The 18,786-nt window shown below is 70.2% G+C and carries 19 protein-coding genes; 16 read left to right on the top strand and 3 right to left on the bottom strand.

Annotation, left to right across the window (positions count from 1 at the left end; all coding sequences use genetic code 11):
• Positions 1-94 precede the first annotated feature (94 nt).
• Positions 95-955, bottom strand: a complete 861-nt coding sequence (locus JNB61_RS20520; protein ID WP_220339895.1) for an O-acetyl-ADP-ribose deacetylase — start codon at positions 953-955, stop codon at positions 95-97.
• A gap of 76 nt (positions 956-1,031) precedes the next feature.
• Here JNB61_RS20520 and JNB61_RS13015 point away from each other — a divergent pair, with 76 nt between their 5' ends.
• The 13 genes from JNB61_RS13015 (at position 1,032) to JNB61_RS12955 (ending at position 13,888) form a co-directional block, all read left to right on the top strand.
• The gene (locus JNB61_RS13015) at positions 1,032-1,709 is read left to right on the top strand and encodes a response regulator transcription factor (protein ID WP_220339894.1); all 678 of its coding nucleotides are present in this window, start codon (positions 1,032-1,034) and stop codon (positions 1,707-1,709) included.
• A complete protein-coding gene (locus JNB61_RS13010; protein WP_308291265.1) occupies positions 1,675-2,997 on the top strand; it encodes a sensor histidine kinase in 1,323 nt (440 codons plus the stop codon). The genes JNB61_RS13015 and JNB61_RS13010 overlap by 35 nt, the downstream gene beginning before the upstream one ends.
• A gap of 56 nt (positions 2,998-3,053) precedes the next feature.
• A complete protein-coding gene (locus tag JNB61_RS13005) occupies positions 3,054-3,815 on the top strand; it encodes a PepSY domain-containing protein (protein ID WP_220339893.1) in 762 nt (253 codons plus the stop codon).
• Between the two features lie 146 nt (positions 3,816-3,961).
• Entirely contained in the window at positions 3,962-5,350 is a 1,389-nt protein-coding gene (locus JNB61_RS13000; RefSeq protein WP_220288371.1) for an AAA family ATPase, read from the top strand.
• A 24-nt stretch (positions 5,351-5,374) separates the two neighbouring features.
• Positions 5,375-7,420: a vWA domain-containing protein gene (locus JNB61_RS12995; RefSeq protein WP_220339892.1), complete on the top strand. Its 2,046-nt coding sequence runs from the start codon at positions 5,375-5,377 to the stop codon at positions 7,418-7,420.
• 6 nt (positions 7,421-7,426) lie between these two features.
• Positions 7,427-7,753 (top strand): putative quinol monooxygenase, encoded by a 327-nt coding sequence (locus JNB61_RS12990; protein WP_220339891.1) that lies wholly within the window; start codon positions 7,427-7,429, stop codon positions 7,751-7,753.
• A gap of 196 nt (positions 7,754-7,949) precedes the next feature.
• Positions 7,950-9,035, top strand: coding sequence for a glycoside hydrolase family 130 protein (locus JNB61_RS12985; protein WP_220339890.1), 1,086 nt, complete (start codon positions 7,950-7,952; stop codon positions 9,033-9,035).
• 282 nt (positions 9,036-9,317) lie between these two features.
• Complete coding sequence (locus tag JNB61_RS12980; RefSeq protein ID WP_159846346.1) at positions 9,318-9,890, top strand: alternate-type signal peptide domain-containing protein; 573 nt, start codon at positions 9,318-9,320, stop codon at positions 9,888-9,890.
• A 72-nt stretch (positions 9,891-9,962) separates the two neighbouring features.
• The gene (locus JNB61_RS12975) at positions 9,963-10,559 is read left to right on the top strand and encodes a hypothetical protein (RefSeq protein WP_220339889.1); all 597 of its coding nucleotides are present in this window, start codon (positions 9,963-9,965) and stop codon (positions 10,557-10,559) included.
• Positions 10,556-11,467, top strand: a complete 912-nt coding sequence (locus JNB61_RS12970; RefSeq protein WP_220339888.1) for a hypothetical protein — start codon at positions 10,556-10,558, stop codon at positions 11,465-11,467. Before JNB61_RS12975 ends, JNB61_RS12970 begins: the two co-directional genes overlap by 4 nt.
• Positions 11,464-12,084, top strand: a complete 621-nt coding sequence (locus tag JNB61_RS12965; protein ID WP_220339887.1) for a signal peptidase I — start codon at positions 11,464-11,466, stop codon at positions 12,082-12,084. Before JNB61_RS12970 ends, JNB61_RS12965 begins: the two co-directional genes overlap by 4 nt.
• A 294-nt stretch (positions 12,085-12,378) precedes the next feature.
• Positions 12,379-13,092, top strand: coding sequence for a head GIN domain-containing protein (locus JNB61_RS12960; protein ID WP_220339886.1), 714 nt, complete (start codon positions 12,379-12,381; stop codon positions 13,090-13,092).
• A gap of 145 nt (positions 13,093-13,237) precedes the next feature.
• Positions 13,238-13,888 carry a hypothetical protein gene (locus JNB61_RS12955; RefSeq protein ID WP_220339885.1) on the top strand — a complete coding sequence of 217 codons (651 nt, stop codon included), beginning with the start codon at positions 13,238-13,240 and terminating at the stop codon, positions 13,886-13,888.
• Positions 13,889-14,114: 226 nt separating this feature from the next.
• On the opposite strand, the gene JNB61_RS12950 is transcribed toward JNB61_RS12955, so the two are convergent.
• Positions 14,115-15,002 carry a fructosamine kinase family protein gene (locus JNB61_RS12950; RefSeq protein WP_220339884.1) on the bottom strand — a complete coding sequence of 296 codons (888 nt, stop codon included), beginning with the start codon at positions 15,000-15,002 and terminating at the stop codon, positions 14,115-14,117.
• A 275-nt stretch (positions 15,003-15,277) separates the two neighbouring features.
• Here JNB61_RS12950 and JNB61_RS12945 point away from each other — a divergent pair, with 275 nt between their 5' ends.
• From JNB61_RS12945 to JNB61_RS12935, 3 genes are read left to right on the top strand one after another with little or no spacing between them, the layout of a single operon-like run.
• The gene (locus JNB61_RS12945; RefSeq protein WP_220339883.1) at positions 15,278-16,399 is read left to right on the top strand and encodes an FAD-dependent monooxygenase; all 1,122 of its coding nucleotides are present in this window, start codon (positions 15,278-15,280) and stop codon (positions 16,397-16,399) included.
• Complete coding sequence (locus tag JNB61_RS12940; RefSeq protein ID WP_308291264.1) at positions 16,396-17,100, top strand: YoaK family protein; 705 nt, start codon at positions 16,396-16,398, stop codon at positions 17,098-17,100. Before JNB61_RS12945 ends, JNB61_RS12940 begins: the two co-directional genes overlap by 4 nt.
• Positions 17,097-17,879: an alpha/beta fold hydrolase gene (locus JNB61_RS12935; RefSeq protein ID WP_220339882.1), complete on the top strand. Its 783-nt coding sequence runs from the start codon at positions 17,097-17,099 to the stop codon at positions 17,877-17,879. The genes JNB61_RS12940 and JNB61_RS12935 overlap by 4 nt, the downstream gene beginning before the upstream one ends.
• A 4-nt stretch (positions 17,880-17,883) precedes the next feature.
• Here JNB61_RS12935 and JNB61_RS12930 read toward each other — a convergent pair whose 3' ends face one another.
• On the bottom strand, positions 17,884-18,765 hold the full coding sequence (locus JNB61_RS12930; protein ID WP_220339881.1) for a dihydrodipicolinate synthase family protein: 882 nt from the start codon (positions 18,763-18,765) through the stop codon (positions 17,884-17,886).
• Positions 18,766-18,786: the final 21 nt, after the last annotated feature.

Here is an 18,786-nt window from a genome sequence, read left to right as displayed (position 1 = left end):
CCCCATCGTGACCGCGACGGGGTCGCCGATCTCGGACAGCAGCGACCACCTCACAGCGACTCCCGGCAGGCGGCCCTCGCAAGAGGACCGGCGGTCAGTCCGTGGCAGGCTGTGACCTGCCCTCGTGATGCGCCGCCTCGTACCGGTCGATGAGGATCGGGATGCCGGTGTCGTGCCACCACGACGGCAGCACGTTGCCGGCCGACATGCCGTGGCCGGGATCGAACTCGGGCACATGGATCGGATCATCGGTGTGCTCGAGAGGAGCGCCGATGATCGCTTCCGCTGCCTGCAGAACCATCGGGCGGAGGTCGAACCAGGTGGGCGGCAGCGGCGTCGTCGCGAACTCGGCACGGAGCGCGAGCCACAGGTACGCGTCTCCCCGCATGCCCATCTGCGCGGGCGCGCGCTCGAACAGTCGTCCCACCGACCCTTCATCCGTGGGCGGCGGGAACCGGCGCTGCACCTGTGCCTGCACCCGCCGATGCGTGTCTTCGCTGAACGAGACGAGCACGGCCTCGTCGACGCGGGTCGGCGTCGTCGCGATCGTGGTGACCGCCGCGTCGATGGCGTCGTTCAGCGGCCACGCGTAGATCCCGGCGCTGATGAGCGGGAAGCTGACGGTGCGGGCGCCGATCTCGTCGGCCACCTCCAGCGCTCGCCGATAGCAGGACTCGAGGAGCGCTCTATCCCGCTCGCCGGCGGCATAGTTGGGGCCGACGGTGTGGATCACCCAGGTGGCAGGAAGGTCTCCGGCCGTGGTCCATCCGGCGTCGCCCGTGGCCAGCCCGTCGGGGAACCGCGCGATGCAGTCGTCGAGGATCGCCGGTCCGCCCGCGCGATGGATGGCGCCGTCGACGCCGCCTCCGCCCCGCATCCGGTTGTTGGCCGCGTTCACGATCGCATCGACCTGCTGCCGGGTGATGTCGCCGTGAACGGCGGTGACGGTGACCATCTGCCCAGTCTCGCGCACCGCTGCCGCAGCGCGCGCTTCAGGGTGGATTCAGCCGCAGCGGGCCAGACTGGAGCGGATGCGGATTCTGGTGGTGGATGACGAGGTGCGCCTGGCCGACGGCATCCGTCGCGGACTCGAGGCCGAGGGCTTCGGGGTGGATGTCGCGCACAACGGCGTGGACGGGCTGTGGCGGGCACGCGAGACGACGTACGACGCCATCGTGCTCGACCTCATGATGCCGGGCATGAGCGGCTGGAAGGTCTGCGAGGCGCTGCGCGCGGAGGAGAACTGGACACCGGTGCTCATGCTCACGGCGAAGGACGGCGAGTGGGATCAGGTCGAGGCGCTCGAGACCGGCGCCGACGACTACGTCACCAAGCCGTTCTCGTTCGCCGTGCTCGTCGCACGGCTGCGTGCGCTGATCCGCCGGGGCGGAATCGAGCGGCCGACGGTGCTCGAAGCGGGAGACCTCCGGCTCGACCCGGGAGCGCGAAAGGTCTGGCGCGGGGAGGCCGAGATCGACCTCACATCGCGGGAGTTCTCCGTGCTCGAGCACCTCATCCGCCACCGCGGGCAGGTGCTCTCCAAGCGCGATCTCATCGCCGGCGTGTGGAACGACGACTTCGAGGGCGACCCGAACATCGTCGAGGTGTACGTCGGGCACCTGCGGCGCAAGGTCGACCGGCCCTTCGGGCGAGAGGCGATCGAGACCATCCGCGGTGCCGGCTACCGACTGGCGGCCGACGGTGGCTGAGCCGCGGCGCAGCTCGCTGCGCACGCGCATCACCGCCGCCGCGACGCTCGTCGTGGCCGCGGCGCTCGTGGTCGGGGCGCTGGCGTTCTACGCAATCCTGTCGCTGAGCATCCACGACGCCGCCGTCCGCGCGGCCGAGACGCGCGCCGAGCAGCTGGCCTCCCGCATCGACGCTGAGGGCCCCTCGGTGGTGGCCGAGCTCGACGACGACATCGTGCAGGTGCTCGACGACGACGGACGCGTCGTCGCCGCCTCCGAGGAGGCCGAGGGCGGCGACCTGCCCAACACCGAGGGAACCGTTGCCTACGACGACGAGCCGATGCTCGTCGTGCGGGAAGATCTCGACGACGGCACCCTGGTCCTCGCCGTACCGGTCGAGGACGACCAGCAGACGCTCACGACGGTGGCGGTGCTGCTGGCGGTCGCCGTGATCGTCGTCACCGCACTCGTCGCCGGCATCACGTGGTGGGTTGTCGGGCGGGCGCTCCGGCCGGTCGCGCGCATCCGCGCCGAGGTCGACGACATCACGGCCGACCGCCTCGACCGGCGGCTGGCGGTGCCGCCGTCGGGCGATGAGATCGCCGCGCTCGCGGGAACGATGAATCGCATGCTGGACCGGTTGGATGCTGCCGCCACCGCGCAGCGCCGGTTCGTGTCCGATGCATCCCACGAGCTGCGCTCGCCCCTGGCGACCATCCGCCAGCACGCCGAGCTGGCACAGCTGCACCCCGAGGCGACCTCGGTGGACGACCTCGCCGAGGTCGTCCACGACGAGGGCCTTCGGATGCAGGAGCTCGTCGACGCGCTGCTGCTCCTCACCCGGCTCGACGAGCGGGCGGTGCTGCAGCGGGACGACGTCGATGTGGACGACCTTGCTCTGGCCGAGGCGAAACGGCTCCGCGCCGGGGGTGCGGCCGTCGACGCATCGGGCGTCCACGCGGCGCGGGTGCGCGGCGATGTCCGCCTGCTCGGCCAGCTGGTGCGCAACCTCGCCGACAACGCCGCCCGCCATGCGCGCAGCGCCGTCGCGTTCGGCGTGGCGGAGCGCGACGGCCAGGTGCTGCTGACCGTCGATGACGACGGGGCGGGCGTTCCGCCGGGGGAGCGTGAGCGCATCTTCGAGCGCTTCGTGCGGCTCGACGAGGCCCGGGCGCGCGACGCCGGCGGCAGCGGCCTGGGACTGGCGATCGTCCGCGCGATCGCGGAGGCCGAGGGCGGCAGCGTGCGTGTCGAGGACTCGCCGCTCGGAGGCGCACGGTTCGTCGTCGCACTCCCCGCGGCAGTCTGAAGGCCGCTTCAGGATGCTTCAGGCCTGCTTCAGCGACCGCTCGGCACCATCGAAGCATGGATGACAAGAACAGCACCCCCGAGACCTCCCCCGCCGCTCAGCCCGCCGACCTCGCTCAGACCGAGGCGGTGGCGGCGACGCCCGCTACCGCCCCCTCGTCCGCTCCGGCCCCGAAGCGCAGCCGCACCCGCGGCTGGTTGATCGGTGGCGGCGCGGTGCTCGCCGCGGCGCTCCTCGCCGGCGGCGGCATCGCCCTCGGCGCCGAGATCGCCGACGCGGCCGATGAAGACGCATCGTCGGTCTCGGATGACCGCGACGACGACGGGTCGAGCGACGACGACGGTTCGAGCGACGACGAGGGCGCCGGCGACGACAGCGCCGCCGGCGACGTGTCGAACCTCGGCACCGACTCCGCCGACGACCTCGTCGCGATGATCGACGCCGCGTCCGCCGCGGGTGACGGCGAGCCCACGTCGATCGACCTGAAGCGGGATGGCGGCGCCGAGGTGACCCTCGAGGCCGAGGACGGCGCCGAGACCGAGGTGCGCGTCGACGCCGCCGGCGAGGCATCCGTCGTCTCCACGGAGTCCGCCGCCGACGACGGCGCCCCGCAGTACGTCCTCGACGCCGCGTCGATCGCCGCGATCGTGGACGCCGCGCTTGCCGAGACCGACGGTCGCATCGTCGAGATCGAGGCCGACGACGACACCACGTCCCCGTGGGACGTCACCGTCTTGACCGGCGCGGGCGAGTTCGTCGAGATCGACCTCGACGCCGACTTCGCCGTGGTCGCGACGGCGGCCGACAGCGACGACTGACGGTCTCCCTCCGGGCCGGCTCACGCTCCCGTGCGGGCCGGCCCCTTCCCAGGAGTGCACGAGCTGCTCAGATGAATACGCCACCGACGCTGAGCAAATCCTCCGATCCGGCCCACACCCCCGCGCACCAGGCGTAGCGTGCCGACATGACGCCTTCACCCGCGATCACCACGGCCGGCCAGCTGCGCGCGTCGGGTCACACGTACCGCCCGGTCCGCATCGAGATGCGCGAGAACCTCCTCGCCGCGCTCGCGAACGGCGACGATCCGTGGCCGGGCATCCACGGCTTCGACACCACTGTCATCCCGCAGCTGGAGCGCGCGATCCTCGCGGGCCACGACATCGTGCTCCTCGGCGAGCGGGGCCAAGGCAAGACCCGCCTGCTCCGCAGCCTCAACGGGCTCCTCGACGAGTACAGCCCGGTCATCGAGGGGTCGGAACTCGGCGAGCATCCGTTCCACCCCATCGCCCCGGCATCCATCCGCCGCGCCGGCGAGCTCGGCGACGACCTGCCCGTGAAGTGGCGCCACCGCAGCGAGCGGTACGCCGAGAAGCTGGCCACCCCCGACACCTCGGTGGCCGATCTCATCGGCGACGTCGACCCCATCAAGGTCGCCGAGGGCCGCTCGCTCGGGGATCCGGAGACCATCCACTACGGGCTCGTTCCTCGCAGCAACGGTGGCATCGTCGCGATCAACGAGCTGCCCGATCTCGCCGAGCGCATCCAGGTGTCGCTGCTGAACGTCATGGAGGAACGCGACATCCAGATCCGCGGCTATGTGCTGCGCCTCGACCTCGACGTGCTCGTCGTCGCCACCGCGAACCCCGAGGACTACACGAACCGCGGCCGCATCATCACGCCGCTGCAGGACCGCTTCGGCGCCGAGATCCGCACGCACTACCCCCAGACGATCGACGAGGAGATCGCGGTCATCCGCCAGGAGGCCGACCTCGTCGCCGAGGTGCCTTCGCACCTCCTGGAGATCCTCGCGCGCTTCACGCGGAATCTTCGGGAATCGGATGCTGTGGACCAGCGCGCGGGCGTATCCGCCAGGTTCGCCATCGCGGGCGCCGAGACGATCGCCGCGGCGGCCCTGCACCGCGCGACGCGCCAGCATGAGGCGGTGGCGGTGGCTCGTCCGGTGGATCTCGAGACCGCCGTCGATGTGCTCGGCGGCAAGATCGAGTTCGAGACGGGGGAGGAGGGCCGCGAGCGAGCGATCCTCGAGCATCTCTTGCGGACCGCGGTGGCGGATACCGCTCGGGCGCATCTGCGCGGACTGGATTCGCGGGCCCTCGCGGACGCGCTGCACACGGGTGCGACCGTGATGACGGGGGAGCAGGTGCCCGCGGCCGAGGTGCTGGCCGCGATGCCGGTGCTCGGCGAGTCGGACCTGTACGACCAGGTGGCCGAGCGGCTCGAGGCCGTGACGCCGGGAGAGCGCGCGGGGGCGTTGGAGCTGCTCCTGGAGTCGCTGTACCTCGAGAAGAAGATCGGCAAAGACAGCGCGGGCGGTGAGACTGTCTATGGCTGACACGTCGGGGGGAGGCATCCTGTAATGCCCCGCTCCTTCCACCGCACGCCCGCGCACACCTCCCGCTACGGCCGTTACGCCGGCGGCGATCCCCTCGCGCCTCCGGTTCCCATCCAGTCGGCGCTCGAGGCGATCGGGCGCGACGTCATGGAGGGAACCTCCGCCGAGCGCGCGATGCGCGAGTACCTCCGCCGCGGCGACCAGAACCGCCTCGGCCTCGACGAGCTCGCCCGGCGGGTGCGCGAGCGCCGCGCCCAGCTCACCCAGCGCCATCGCCTCGACGGCACGCTCGAGGAGGTCCGCCGGCTGCTCGACCACGCCGTGCTCGAGGAGCGCAAGCACCTCGTCCGCGACGTGAACCTCGACGACGACGACGTGCGGGCCTTCGCCGAGATGCGCCTCGAGAACCTCCCCGCCAGCACCGCCGCGGCCATCAACGATCTCGCCGACTACGAGTGGCAGAGTCCGACCGCGCGGGCCGACTACGACCGCATCCGCGAGCTGCTCGGGCGGGAGCTCCTGGATCAGCGCTTCGCCGGCATGAAGAACGCGCTCGAGAACGCGACGGATGCTGACCGCCAGGCGATCCGCGACATGCTCAACGATCTCAACGACCTGCTCGAGAAGCGCCGGATGGGGGAGGACACCCAGGAGGACTTCGACGAGTTCATGCGCAAGCACGGCGATCAGTTCCCCGAGAATCCGCAGAACCTCGACGAGCTGCTCGACACCCTCGCCGAGCGCTCCGCCGCGGCCCAGCGGATGCTCAACTCGATGACCCCCGAGCAGCGGGAAGAGCTGATGAGCCTCGCCGAGCAGGCGTTCGGCTCGCCCGACCTCATGCAGTCGCTGTCGCGTCTCGACGACAATCTGCGCTCTCTTCGGCCCGGCGAGGACTGGTCGGGTTCGGCATCCTTCTCCGGTGATCAGCCGACGGGGCTCGGCGAGGCGACCGGCATCATGCAGGACCTCTCCGACCTCGACTCGCTGACCGACCAGCTCGGCCAGATGTATCCGGGCGCGCGCATGGACGACATCGATCTCGACGCGCTCGAGCGGCTCATCGGCGAGGACGCCGCCGTCAGCGCGCGCACGCTGCAGGAGCTCGAGCAGGAGCTGAGGGATACCGGGATGCTGCAGCGGGCGTCGGACGGGCAGCTCAGGCTGACCCCGCGGGCGATGCGGCAGCTGGGCCGAGCGCTGCTGCGTGACATCGCGACGCGCCAGTCGGGTCGCACCGGGCGTCGCGAGACGCGTAACGTCGGCGCCGCCGGCGACCGCACCGGTTCGACGCGCGAGTGGGCGTTCGGCGACACCGAGCCGTGGGACATCCCGCGTACGGTCTCGAATGCGGTGCTGCGCACCGTGCTCGACGGGGGAGATGTGTCGGCCGGCGTGCGGCTCGACACGCGGGATGTCGAGGTGGTCGAGACCGAGGAGCGCACGCAGGCCGCCGTCGCGCTGCTGGTGGACACGTCGTTCTCGATGGCGATGGACGGCCGCTGGGTGCCGATGAAGCGCACGGCGCTGGCGCTGCACCACCTGATCTCGACGCGGTTCCGCGGCGACAAGCTGCAGCTGATCGCGTTCGCGCGCCACGCCGAGGTGATCGACATCGAGCAGCTCACCGCGAAGGACGCCGTGTGGGACAAGGGCACGAACCTGCAGCACGCGCTGCTGCTCGCGCAGCGGCACTTCCGCAAGAATCCGACCGCGCAGCCGGTGCTGCTGATCGTGACGGACGGCGAGCCGACGTCGCACCTGCGTCCCGATGGAAGCGTGTTCTTCTCGTACCCGCCGGACTCGCGGACGGTCGCCGTCACGGTGCGCGAGCTCGACAACGTCCAGCGGCTGGGCGCGCAGACGACGTTCTTCCGGCTGGGCGAGGATCCGGGGCTGGCACGGTTCATCGATGCGCTCGCGCGTCGCGCGGGCGGACAGGTCGTGGCGCCGGAACTGGACGACCTGGGGCGCGCGGTGGTCGACAGCTACCTCGGGGCGCGGCACACCGGGCGCGGGACGCCGGAGGACTTCGGCGACATGCTGCACGGGCGCTCATGGTGGTGGTGAGGAGGCATGGCCGAGAACACGGAGGCGGCGGTGGTCGTCACGGTGTTCACTCCGCGGCCGGAGGGCAAGGGCGAACTCATCGAGGCGCTGCGCGAGTACCTTCCTGAGGTGCATCGCGAGGAGGGTTGCCTCCTGTACGCGATCCACGACGCCGAGAACGGGACGATCGTGCTGATCGAGAAGTGGAGTTCGCATGCGCACCTCGACCGCCACAACGAGTCGCCGGGGCTCGCCGAGCTGGACCGCAGGGTCGCTCCGTTCCTCGCCGCACCGACGACGTGGACGACGATGAACCCGCTCCTGACCGAACTGGGACCCGCAGCCGCGCTCTGAGCGCTGCGCAGGACCCGAGTCGAGAACGACAACGGATGCCGCGGCGCGGCGTGCGCGCAGAGCACGAGGGATGTCGCCCTGGCGTAAGGCGGCGGGGTGGGCGATCCTGTTGTTCACCGCGGTGCGGCCGCGGAACGCGGCATCCGTTCATCCTGTGCCGACGACGGGGCAGTGACCGACACGATACGGGGTCCGAATGACCGAACCCGACATCGCCACCACGCAGAGGGTGCCCTACGCGCTGCGGCGGGTGGGGACGCTCATGACCGCAGACGTGAGCGACCCGCTCGAAGTGGAAGGCGTGCTCAACCCCGCGACCGCGTGGGGGAGCGACGGCGAGCTGTACCTGTACCCGCGCATCGTCGCCCTGGCGAACGTCTCGCGCATCGGCCGTGCTCGCGTCGTCATCGAGGACGGGGTGCCGGTCGGCGTCGAACGGCTCGGCGTGGTGCTCGCACCCGACGAGGGCTGGGAGTACGGCCGTCGCAACGCGGGGGTCGAGGACCCGCGCATCACCTTCGTCGAACCGCTGGGCATCCACGTCATGTCGTACATCGCGTTCGGCCCGTTCGGCCCGAAACCCGCGCTCGCCGTGTCGCACGACACCGTCTCGTGGCAACGCCTCGGCCCGCTGCTATTCGCCTATCAGCCCGAGCTCGACACCGATCTGAATCTGTACACGAACAAAGACATCGTCTTCTTCCCCCAGGCGGTGCCCGTCCCGGACGGCGAGCCGAAGCTCGCGCTGCTGCATCGACCCATGTGGGACCTCGACTGGCTGCGACCCGGCGAGGGCGTGCGCCCGCCCGCCGGCGTCGACGACGTGCGCGCGTCGATCTGGATCGGATACATCGACCTCGCCGCCGCGAAGCGCGACCCCGCCGCACTCACCTACGTCGAGGACTCGGCCCCGGTCGCCGGTCCGGTCGCGGCATTCGAATCCGCCAAGATCGGCGCCGGCCCACCCCCGCTCCGCGTGCCCGAGGGGTGGCTGCTGCTGCACCACGGGGTCGCCGGTCAGCTCCCCACGGGCTTCTCGCTCGCACCCGGATCGCGTTATGCCGTCGGCGCGATCCTGCTCGACCCCGACGACCCCCGGCGCGTGATCGCGCGCACGACCGAGCCGCTTCTCGAGCCCGAGCTTCCCCGGGAGATCCACGGCACGATGAGCAACGTCGTCTTCCCCACCGCGATCGAGAAGATCGGCGACCGGCATTTCGTGTTCTATGGCATGGCCGACTCGTCGATCGGTGTCGCGGAGCTCGTGCGCGTCGAATCCTGAGGCCTCCGACGGACGTACTCCGACTCCGGTGACGGAGCACCGATGCCGCGCGTCTCAGCGGAGTCTTGCGCTGGCCTTGCGCTTCTTGCGGAACCGCTCCCGGGCTCGCTGAATCCTTCGCGCGATCTTGCGGTACTGCTGGCGCTTGCTCGGCGGCGCCTTGCGGTGCCGGCCGAAGACTGAAGTCGTGCTCGAGGAGCGATCGGAATCTCACCGACTGCCCACCCGCACCTTTCGCTCCTCACCAGAACAAGCGGGCGCCGCCCGCGAAAGGACACTCCCATGAAGAAGATCGTCAAGGCCTCCATCGCCACCACCGCCGGTGTCGTTCTGCTGCTCGGCGGCGCGGGCACCTTCGCCACCTGGAACTCGTCGGCCACGGCCGAGGGCGCATCCATCGTCTCGGGCAACCTGGTCGTCGAGGCGTCGCAGGAAGCCGGCACCTGGACCGCCAACGGCTCTGCCATCGACATCGCGGACTACGCGATCGTCCCGGGCGACGTGCTCACCTACACGAAGACGATGAGCGTCGGCGCCGAGGGCGACAGCCTGAGCGCGACCCTCGCCCTGACCGACTCGTCGATCGCGCCCGCCGACCCGACGAAGCAGGCTGACATCGCCCTCGCGAGCTACCTCACCGACTCCGCGGTCCTGACGGCCTCGGGTGCCGGCATCACCGGCTCCGGACCCACGTTCACCGTCACCCCGGCTGGCGACGTCGTCAGCCAGGACGTCACCGTCACAGTCACCATCGCCTTCCCGTACGGCGATGTCGTGGGCGGCAACAACGACGCGATGAACGGCGCCGTCACGCTCGACGAGCTCACGGTCAGCCTGACGCAGAACACCAAGTAAGCCCCGGGGGCCCGTCTCCACCCGAGAGGCGGGTCTCCGGTTCCACGTCCGTCACACCGAGTAGGAGCCGCGATGAGCCGCCGCACTCGCCGCCACGCCGCACGGCGCGTCGCCCGCCGTGCGGCGGCTCCGCGGCGCCTGCTGCTGGGCGCACTCGGCACGGCGGGCGCGATCGTGCTCGGCGTCCTCGCCGGCGGCGGCACCTTCGCGCTCTGGACGGCGGCGGCACCCGCGGCTGCGGCGGTCACCCTGCAGGCCGGGTCGTCCGGCCTCACCGCCACGCCCGTCGACCTGTCGGCCACGGGCCTGTACCCGGGACGCACGATCTCCGGGGCGACGACGGTGCGCAACACCGGCACCACACCGCTCGCTCTCACAATCGACCGGGTGACGAGTTCCACGGCAGCCACGCCGTTCACGAGCGCGGTGGCGGTCACCGTCGGCCCCGCCGCTTCGGTCGCAGACTGCACCGCAGGCCGCATCGCCGCCTCGGCGACCACCGGTGTCGGCGCCGCTGCGGCGTCGGACCTGGGCCTCACTCTCGCCCCCGGCGCGTCGCAGCTGCTCTGCATCGGCGTCGGCCTGCCGCAGACCGCGCCTGCCGCAGCGGCCGGGGAAGCAGCATCCGTTCTCACGATCACCATCTCGGGAACGCAGGTGCGCCGATGATCCGCCGCCTGCTCGGCCCGATCGCCGCGATCGTCACCCTCGCGGTGCTCGGCGGCGCGGGCGGCGCGACCGCCGCGTGGATGGCGAGCGCGTCGATGGCGGCATCCGTCTCGTCCGCCACCGTTGCGACCACGGCGCAGCTCACGGGCGGGCTCACCACGACCTACCGTGCCGACACGAGCGCCCCGGCGACCGGCCAGCTGACCATCGCCAACACCGGTGGGGCGCCGCTGTCGTACACGCTGGCCACGCAGCTGGGCGCGGGCAGCAGTGCCGCCCTCGCCGAGAAGATCGCGCTGCGCCTGTGGACCGGGAGCGGCTGCGGCACCACCGCGCCGAGCACGGCAGAGAACACCACCCTGGCCAACGCCGCTCCGGCCCTGCCGACCGCGGCGCGCACGCTCGCCCCGGGGGCATCCGTCGTGGTGTGTGTCGCCACGCAGCTCGACGCGCAGAGCGCTTCTCCGCTGGCAGGGCAGGCCGTCACAGCGACCTTCGCCGTGACGGGTCTCGTCGGCACGAGCTGGACCACCACCGCGACCACCGCCGCCTTCACCCAGTCGGTTCACGGTCTCGCCGCTGCGGGCGCCCCGGCCTGCGTGCAGGCTCCGCCGCACGGGGTGCAGCTGAGCTGGGCCGCGCCTACCAACCGGAGCGCGGGTGCGACTCTGCAGTACCGCCTGGTCGACAAGGCGAACGTCGTCGTGAAGGAACTGAGCTCCAGCGCCGCCACCCTCTCGGTGGTGCTTGGCGGCACCGACATCACGGCGGACGGCGTTCATGAGCTCCGCATCGTCGCCACCGAGAAGACCGCCGCGGGCACCGTCTCGTCCGACAGCCCGACCCTCCTGGTGCGGCGCACCGCCGTCGGCAACTCCAACATCAAGTACGAATGCGTGATGCCATGACCCTCACCACTCCCGTGCCCACGACCACTCTCCCGACGCCAGGCGCCGCCGAACCGTCGTCGCGCCGAACGCGCCGCGCCGACGCCCGTCGCCGTGACGAGGGACAGAGCCTGCTGCACTACCTCGCCGTCTCGCTCAGCGCGTCGATCCTCGTGCTGCTGCTCGCAGTGGCGGTCGCCGTGGTGGGCCTGCCCGCCGTCATCGGCGGCAGTGCGATGACGGTGCTCACCCAGTCGATGGAGCCCGGCCTGCCGCCCGGAACTCTCGTCGTCATCCGCCCGACGCCGGTCGACGAGATCCGCGTCGGCGACGTCGTCACGTATCAGATCAGCTCGGGCGAGTCGGCCGTCGTCAGCCACCGCGTGGTGTCGAAGACCTACGCCGACGGCGAGCTGACCTTCGTCACGAAGGGCGACAACAACGACGCGGTCGATCCTGCGCCGGTGAAGCCCGTGCAGATCCGCGGCACGCTCTGGTACAGCCTGCCGCTGCTCGGCTGGGTGAACAACGTGCTGAACGGCTCGAATCGCGCCATCGTCCTGGCGGTCGTCGCCGGCTCCCTCTTCCTCTACGCCGCGGTGTCGGTCGGTGGGGCGGTTCGCGATCGACGGAAGTAGACGGATGCCGCCACCCACCGCTCTGCGGAAGCCTCGACTCGCCGCGCGCGCAGGTAGGCCTGGTCGAGGCACCACCTCGCGGCGCGCGCCGCGCTCGCGGAATGCGGCGACTTCGCCCGTCAGCACCTTGCCTGAACTCGGAGGGGTGGCACGAGCGCGCTCGGAGTTCCATCATGGTGACGATGGGCGCGACGGGGAGCGCTCAGGCTCTCCGCGGCCTCGCCCTTATCCGGCGAGGGCTGTCGAGCTCGCCCTGGACCTGTCGGCACAACTGCGGTCGAGGAGGAGCAACCGATGAACGGAAACGGATGCCGGTTGCCGAGCGTCCTCGCGATCGCGGCGTCGATCCTCGCGCTGTCGGGGTGCTCGTTGATGATCCCCGTCGGCCCGATGACCTCCGAGGAGCGCGACATCGGCGAGGTGTCGCAGGTGATGCTCGAGACATCCGGTGATCTCGTCGTGTCGGAGGGGGAACCGGCGCTCACGGTGCACGCGCCGGGCGGGATGATGGACCGTCTCACGTCCGATGTGGACGGCGACACCCTCGTGCTGGCGACCACTCCCGGCTTCACGATGGGCTTCGGCGACGTGCGGTACGACCTGACCCTGCCGCAGTTGGAGCGGATCGAGCTGAACGGCTCCGGTGATGTCGAAGCGACCGTCTCGGCGGACGGCACCGTTCAGCTCGACATCGACGGCTCGGGCGACGTCGACTGGTCGGGCCTCGCGGCCGATCGTGTCGAGGTGAGCATCTCGGGGTCGGGGGACGTCACCCTGACCGGCTCGGCAGCCGAGATCTCCGTCGACCTGGAGGGCAGCGGCAACGTCGACGCCGAACAGCTCGAGGCGCAGGATGCCGTCGTCACCCTCTCCGGGTCGGGCGAGGTGGATGTCTCGGCGAGCGACAGCCTCTCGGTCGACCTTTCGGGCAGCGGCCGAGTGACGTACTCGGGTGACCCGAGCACCGATGTGCGGGTGTCGGGGTCGGGCGACGTGGTGCGCCGTTGAGAGGCAGGCAGCACACGAGCCGTGCGACGAACGGGAGTCGAATGACGCTGCTGGCGCCGTCGTCGCCGAGGGTGAGACGGCCCGCGAACAGTGATCACGGGTGCGCCGGCGAGAGGCCCGATCGGTCACCGGCTATGGTCACAGGATGGGACGAGTTCGCTTGACCTGGACGACCGGCGGCGTGGGACTCGTGCTGTGCGGCGTGATGGGGATGTTTCAATACTCCGTCTTCGGTCTCGCGTCGGCCATCGCGGTCGCGATGGATATCGTGTTCGCAGGCGCGGTGCTGCTGTTCGCGATCGGGCTGTCGCAGGAGGCAAGCGTCGTCGCGCGACGTCCACTCGGGACGACGGCGCTCGCTGTCGTCGCCCTTTGGCCCCTTGTCATGCGCGTCGCGCAGCCGTTCCTGCCGACCATGGACGCCGCGACGTTCGACGCCGGGCTCGAGGCGTACCGCGCGGCGGAGAGCGTGCTGACGACGGTCTTCTTGGTGAACTTGCTCGTCTCCTTCGCTGCGGGATCGATAGCGGCGGTTCAGATCGCTCGAGCGAAGGTCGTCCCCGGGCCGTGGCGGTGGGCGCCGCTGTGGGCGCTGGTGCTCTCCGCCGCCGCGGTAGTCCTGCCGCAGCTGCTGTTTGCTGTCGCCGGGGCTACGGGCGCGCAGATCACGGCGGAGGTGGCGATCCTCCTGGGCGCGGTGGGGTTCCTCGCGCGCACGCTCGGCCTGGGCATTCTCGCCCTCGTGCTCGCTGCCCGCACGCGCGCCGACAGCGTGAACGTCTACCCATCGACCTGACACGCGCGACGATACGCGCTCGCCCGCAGGGAATCAGCCGATCGGTAGCGGGTCGCCGAGCGCGATTATTCTCGGCTGACTGGCGGGACGCGACGGTTCGAGCCGTGGCCCTGCGGAGTCTGATCGGCATCGCCCGCCCAGGGGGCGGCGCTCATCGCTTCGACCGCGAGCTGGTACGGAGTCTGCTGGTAGCCGCCCTCAGCGCTTCGCGGGTTGAATGCCCTGATCAGTTCGGGGCGATCCGCCGGAACGGCGCCAATGTCGTCCGCACCGCGTCGGCTGCGCCCCAGTCGTCGTCGAACTGAGCGATGACCGCGAGGTGCTGTCGCAATTGGAGGATCGGCATGCGCAGTCGCCAGTCTCGATCGAGGGAGGTCAACTCCGCGTAGCGGTCGAAGAAAACCCGTGCCTCGGGGGGTGGCGCGGTCGTCCACAGATGCGCGAGGTCCACCTCTGCCCACAGGTACGAGACCGCGGGGTCGATCAGCGCGGGCTGCCCGTCCGACGAGCTCAGCACGTTCTGCGCCCACAGGTCGCCGTGCGTCAGACAGGCAGGCTTGTCGGGGAGCAGCTCGGGCAGTCGTGCGCACAGGTGCTCCAGCGCAGCCCGATCCGCGGGGGAGAGCGCTGCCTCCACGCGGGGTTCGTCGAGCCACCGCAGCAGCCGGTGCTGAGCGAAGAACTCGAATCCGTTGTCGTCCCAGGTGTTGACCTGTCGACGGCGACCCAGCCAATTGTCGCGGTGCCAGCCGAACCTCGGGTGGGAGGTGTTGGTGTGCAAGCGGGCCAGCGCGTGCGCGAGCTGCTCCCAGAATTCTTCAGAGTCGGGCCTGCGCATCAACACCGAGAGGACGAGCACGTCGCTGCCGGCCAGCAACACCTCGGGGGTGACGACGCCGGCGAGCGCTCGCAAAGCTTCGAGACCCTCCGCCTCGGCAGCGAAAGCGTCGCCCGATGGTGCGGCGAACGCCTTGACGAAGATCGATCCGCCGTCCGAACGCTGCGCGATCCCCGCCGTCGCAGCGAGCCCACCGGTCACAGGCTCGATCGAGATGACGTCGGTGATCCCTGCCGAACGCAGCCGCTCCGTCAGCAGGACAATCGAATCGTGCATCGACGGCTCCTCCCGTTTCTCCGGTACTCGCCGGCGCACGACCAGCTCAGGTTCAGGCGGCCCACCTGTGTTCCGGGGTTGACAGGTGACGAGCATGGCACGCACGCGAGGCCTGAGATAGGGGTACTGGGAAAGCAGTCGTCGGCGTCGAACCGCCATCACGCGATGCCCTCAGCGGACACCGGCCGTGGGACGTGGGCCGTCGGCTGGAAACCCTCCCGAAACAATTGCATGCTATTTTCCAGGGATAGCATCCGAACGGAAGGGAAGGCGCGATGTCGTCGGTACTTGTCTCTGGAGCCTCTATCGCTGGCCTCTGCGCGGCTGCCCAGCTCGCTGACCGCGGGTTCACGGTGACCGTCGTCGAGCGTGCACCGGCACTGCGGCGCACCGGTTCGCCCATTGATGTGCGGGGTGAGGCGCTCAACATCGCACGGGAGATGGGAATTCTGGACCAGATCTACGCGCGACGCGTGGTCAACAGCGGCCGGGAGCACTTCACGACTTTCGTGGACCACAACGGCGATCCGGTCGCAGCGCTGCCGAACTCCGAGGCCAGCGACTCCGACGAGGACATCGAGATCGCGCGGGACAGTCTGATCGACATCCTGCACGGACTGATCGCCGACCGGGTCACGTTCGTGTACGACGAGTCTGTGGTCGGTGTGACAGAGTCCCCGGACGCTGTGACGGTGGTCTTCGCGAGCGGCAAGGTGAAGCCGTTCGACATCGTCATCGGCGCTGATGGCATCCACTCCAGCGTCCGGCGGGCTGTCTTCGGGCCGGAGCTGAACTTTCGTCGCCATCTCGGCGTCTACTTCTCCATCGTGGAGCTACCGCTCGGAACGAGTGCTCACGGCGAGAGCTTCACCTACAACGTTCCGGGTCTCCTCGCCGGAATCACCGACTTCGGGTCCCGCACCTTGGGGTTCCTCGCGTTTCGCAGTCCGGAGATTGAATACGACTACCACGACCTCAACGCACAGAAACAGCTGATCCTCGACGCGTTCGAGGGCGAGCACGGATGGCGCGTGCAGGAACTGACGGACGCTGTGCGAAACGCCCCCGATCTCTACTTCGATTCCGTGAGCCAGGTCCGGATGACGACGTGGTCCCACGAGCGTGTGGTGCTCGTCGGCGACGCGGCTCATGCTGCCGCGCTGTTCTCCGGCCGCGGCACGTCGCTCGCCATGATGGGCGCGAGGGCCCTCGGCGAGGCGCTCGTCGCGCCCGGCGCCGCCGAGCTGTCGTCTGCCTATGCCGCCTACGAGGCCGCACACCGCGGCCACGTCCTCCGCGCGCAGGAAGGCGTGCCGGAGGCGCGGGACATCATGGTGCCGGACACCGCCTCCGCTCTGGCCGAGCGGAATCTCCGTTTCCCCCTGCGCGCAGCGTGAACCGGCTCTACCAGCGGGTGGATGCCGAGGGTATCCATGTCGCGCTCATGCTTGCCCTTACTTTCTCCACCGGCGTGATCGACGCCGCAGGTTATCTCGGCCTCGACCGGGTGTTCACCGGAAACATGACCGGCAACGTGGCGATCCTCGGGATGGCCCTGGCGGGCGCCGACGATCTTCCGATAATCGGCCCGATCGTCGCTCTGCTGGCGTTCGTCGTCGGCGCGGCAATCGCCGGACGGATCGCCCGCAGCGAGTCCGGCGGGTGGAGTTCGACCACGACGCGTCTGCTAGCGGCGGTGACGGGTCTGCTGCTGCTCGTCGCCGTGCTGTCGTCGGCCATCCCGCTGCGGGCGCACCCCATCGCCGAGGTGGTGACCGGCGCGCTGGGGCTCGCAATGGGGATCCAGGCTGGAGCTGCCCGAGCGGTTGCCGCGAAAGACGTCACGACCGTAGTGGTCACGTCGACTCTGGTGGGGCTCGCCTACGACTCGCGCTTCGCTGCAGCCAACGCGCACCCCTGGCGGCGCCGTCTCCTGGCGGTGTCCCTCATCGGCGCCGGCGCGATCGCGGGCGCGCTGCTGCTTTCCATCCACTTCGCGTGGAGCGTTGCGCTCGCCTGCGTCGTCACTGCAACAGTGGCGGCCGTCGGCGAGCATCACCGCGATGCACGCGTTCGAATCCTCAAGGAGCTTTCATGATCGACCGGATCGTCCCCCTCGCAAACGGCCTCAAGCCCCGAGTGATCGACACCGACGCGGGTGAGCCGCTGCTGATGCTGCACGGTGCGGAAAGCGACCGCACGCAGTATGTCGACCTGATCAGGCGGCTGCCGCCTGGCGTTCGAGCCATCTCGTACGACCAGCGGGACCTCGAGCCGGCGACCGCCGCGCCCGAGGGCGTCGACCTGGCCTACGAGATGGGTGATCTCGCTGACGACGCGGCCCACCTGCTCGACGCGCTCGGGCTCGACGCCGTCCACGTCGTCGGAACGTCGTTCGGTGGCGCGCTCGCCCAGCATCTGGCGCTTCGGCACCCCCACCGGGTCCGTTCACTCATCCTCGTCGCTACGACGGCCTCACCGGAACCGGTTCTCGATTACATTGAGCGGTCACGGGCGGTTCCCGCGGGCGAGCGCGAGCGGTGGGCGCTCAGTGGGGCTCTCAGCGACTCGGCGGCCGCTGAATCAGAGATCGTCGCAGCGGTCCGAGCGACGATCGTCGCGCGGACGCCTGAGCAGCGGGCTCGCCGCATGGGGGCGTTGTCGGCTCATGACACACTCCCGGCACTGTCGAAGATCCACGTCCCGACGACGGTCATCCATGGGACGGACGACCCCGTGATCCCGTACTCCGCGGGGGTGGAGATCGCCGAGGCGATCCCCGGAGCGGCTCTCGTGCCCGTGCCTGGGGCTCGGCATGCACTCGCGTTCGAGTATCCGGATCCCGTTCTCGGAGTGATCGCGGCACATCTGCGCTGACGGGTCACCTGGTCGATCTGGGCAGGGTCCCCCCAAGACGGTGGTGCATCTCGAGGTGTGGTTCGAGATGCGGTATCCAGTCCGCGCCCGGACGCCGAACCGTTGCCGATGCGATCACTCCCTGGCGCGCCCAGGTCTCCTTCCGGATGCCGACACTGCGGGCGGAGTGGGACTCAAACGCGATGAGGGCCGCGATGCGAGCGTGGATCAGCGCTGCACGGTCGACATCGCCCTGCTCCCACGCGTGTGCGAGCGCGACGATCTCGTGAGGACGTGAGATTCCTGCGACGAGACCCTGGGCGCCCGCGAGCAGCTCGTCCAGCGCCGCGGCACCACCGTTGCCAGCCAGGACGACGGCGGCCGTCTCTTCGCGGAGCGCCCGCACCCGCTCGACGCTGACCGGCGCCTCCTCCTTCACGGCGATTATCCGTCCATTGCTCACCGCCGCGACGAGTTCCGGCACCGGCAGCACCTGGCGGTCGGGACCGGGACGATCCTCCAAGGCGATGTCCAGGCCCCATGAGGCGCGCCAGCGTTCGGCGTCCGCGATGAGCTCGCGGGCGGATCTGCGTGCGCAGGGCAACAGCAGGGCGCTCCCGGGAGGCAGCGACTCCGTATCGAACTCCGGCGCGGCGGGGGCGTCGAGCCGGGTCGGAGGGATCGCGATGACCAGAGGAACGGATGGTGCGGCGCGACGTACCGTGGCGATGATCGCCTGCCTCTCCGCGCGGGAGAGCGTCTCCGCTTCCGCGATCGGACCGAACACGCCGAGCGCGGTACAGCCCGCAGCGACCAGATGCTTCACGAGCCGCCCCTGCGAGTCGTGATCGATGAGTTCTCCATCCGGCGTGAAGACCGTCGCAACCATTCCCCATACTCGTGCCACGTGGAAATCCTTTCTGGCGGT

Source organism: Microbacterium ureisolvens (assembly GCF_019511645.1).
Taxonomy (GTDB): domain Bacteria; phylum Actinomycetota; class Actinomycetes; order Actinomycetales; family Microbacteriaceae; genus Microbacterium; species Microbacterium ureisolvens_A.
The sequence above is the reverse complement of the archived record's forward strand: the minus strand, read 5'-3'. Positions and strand labels throughout refer to the sequence as shown.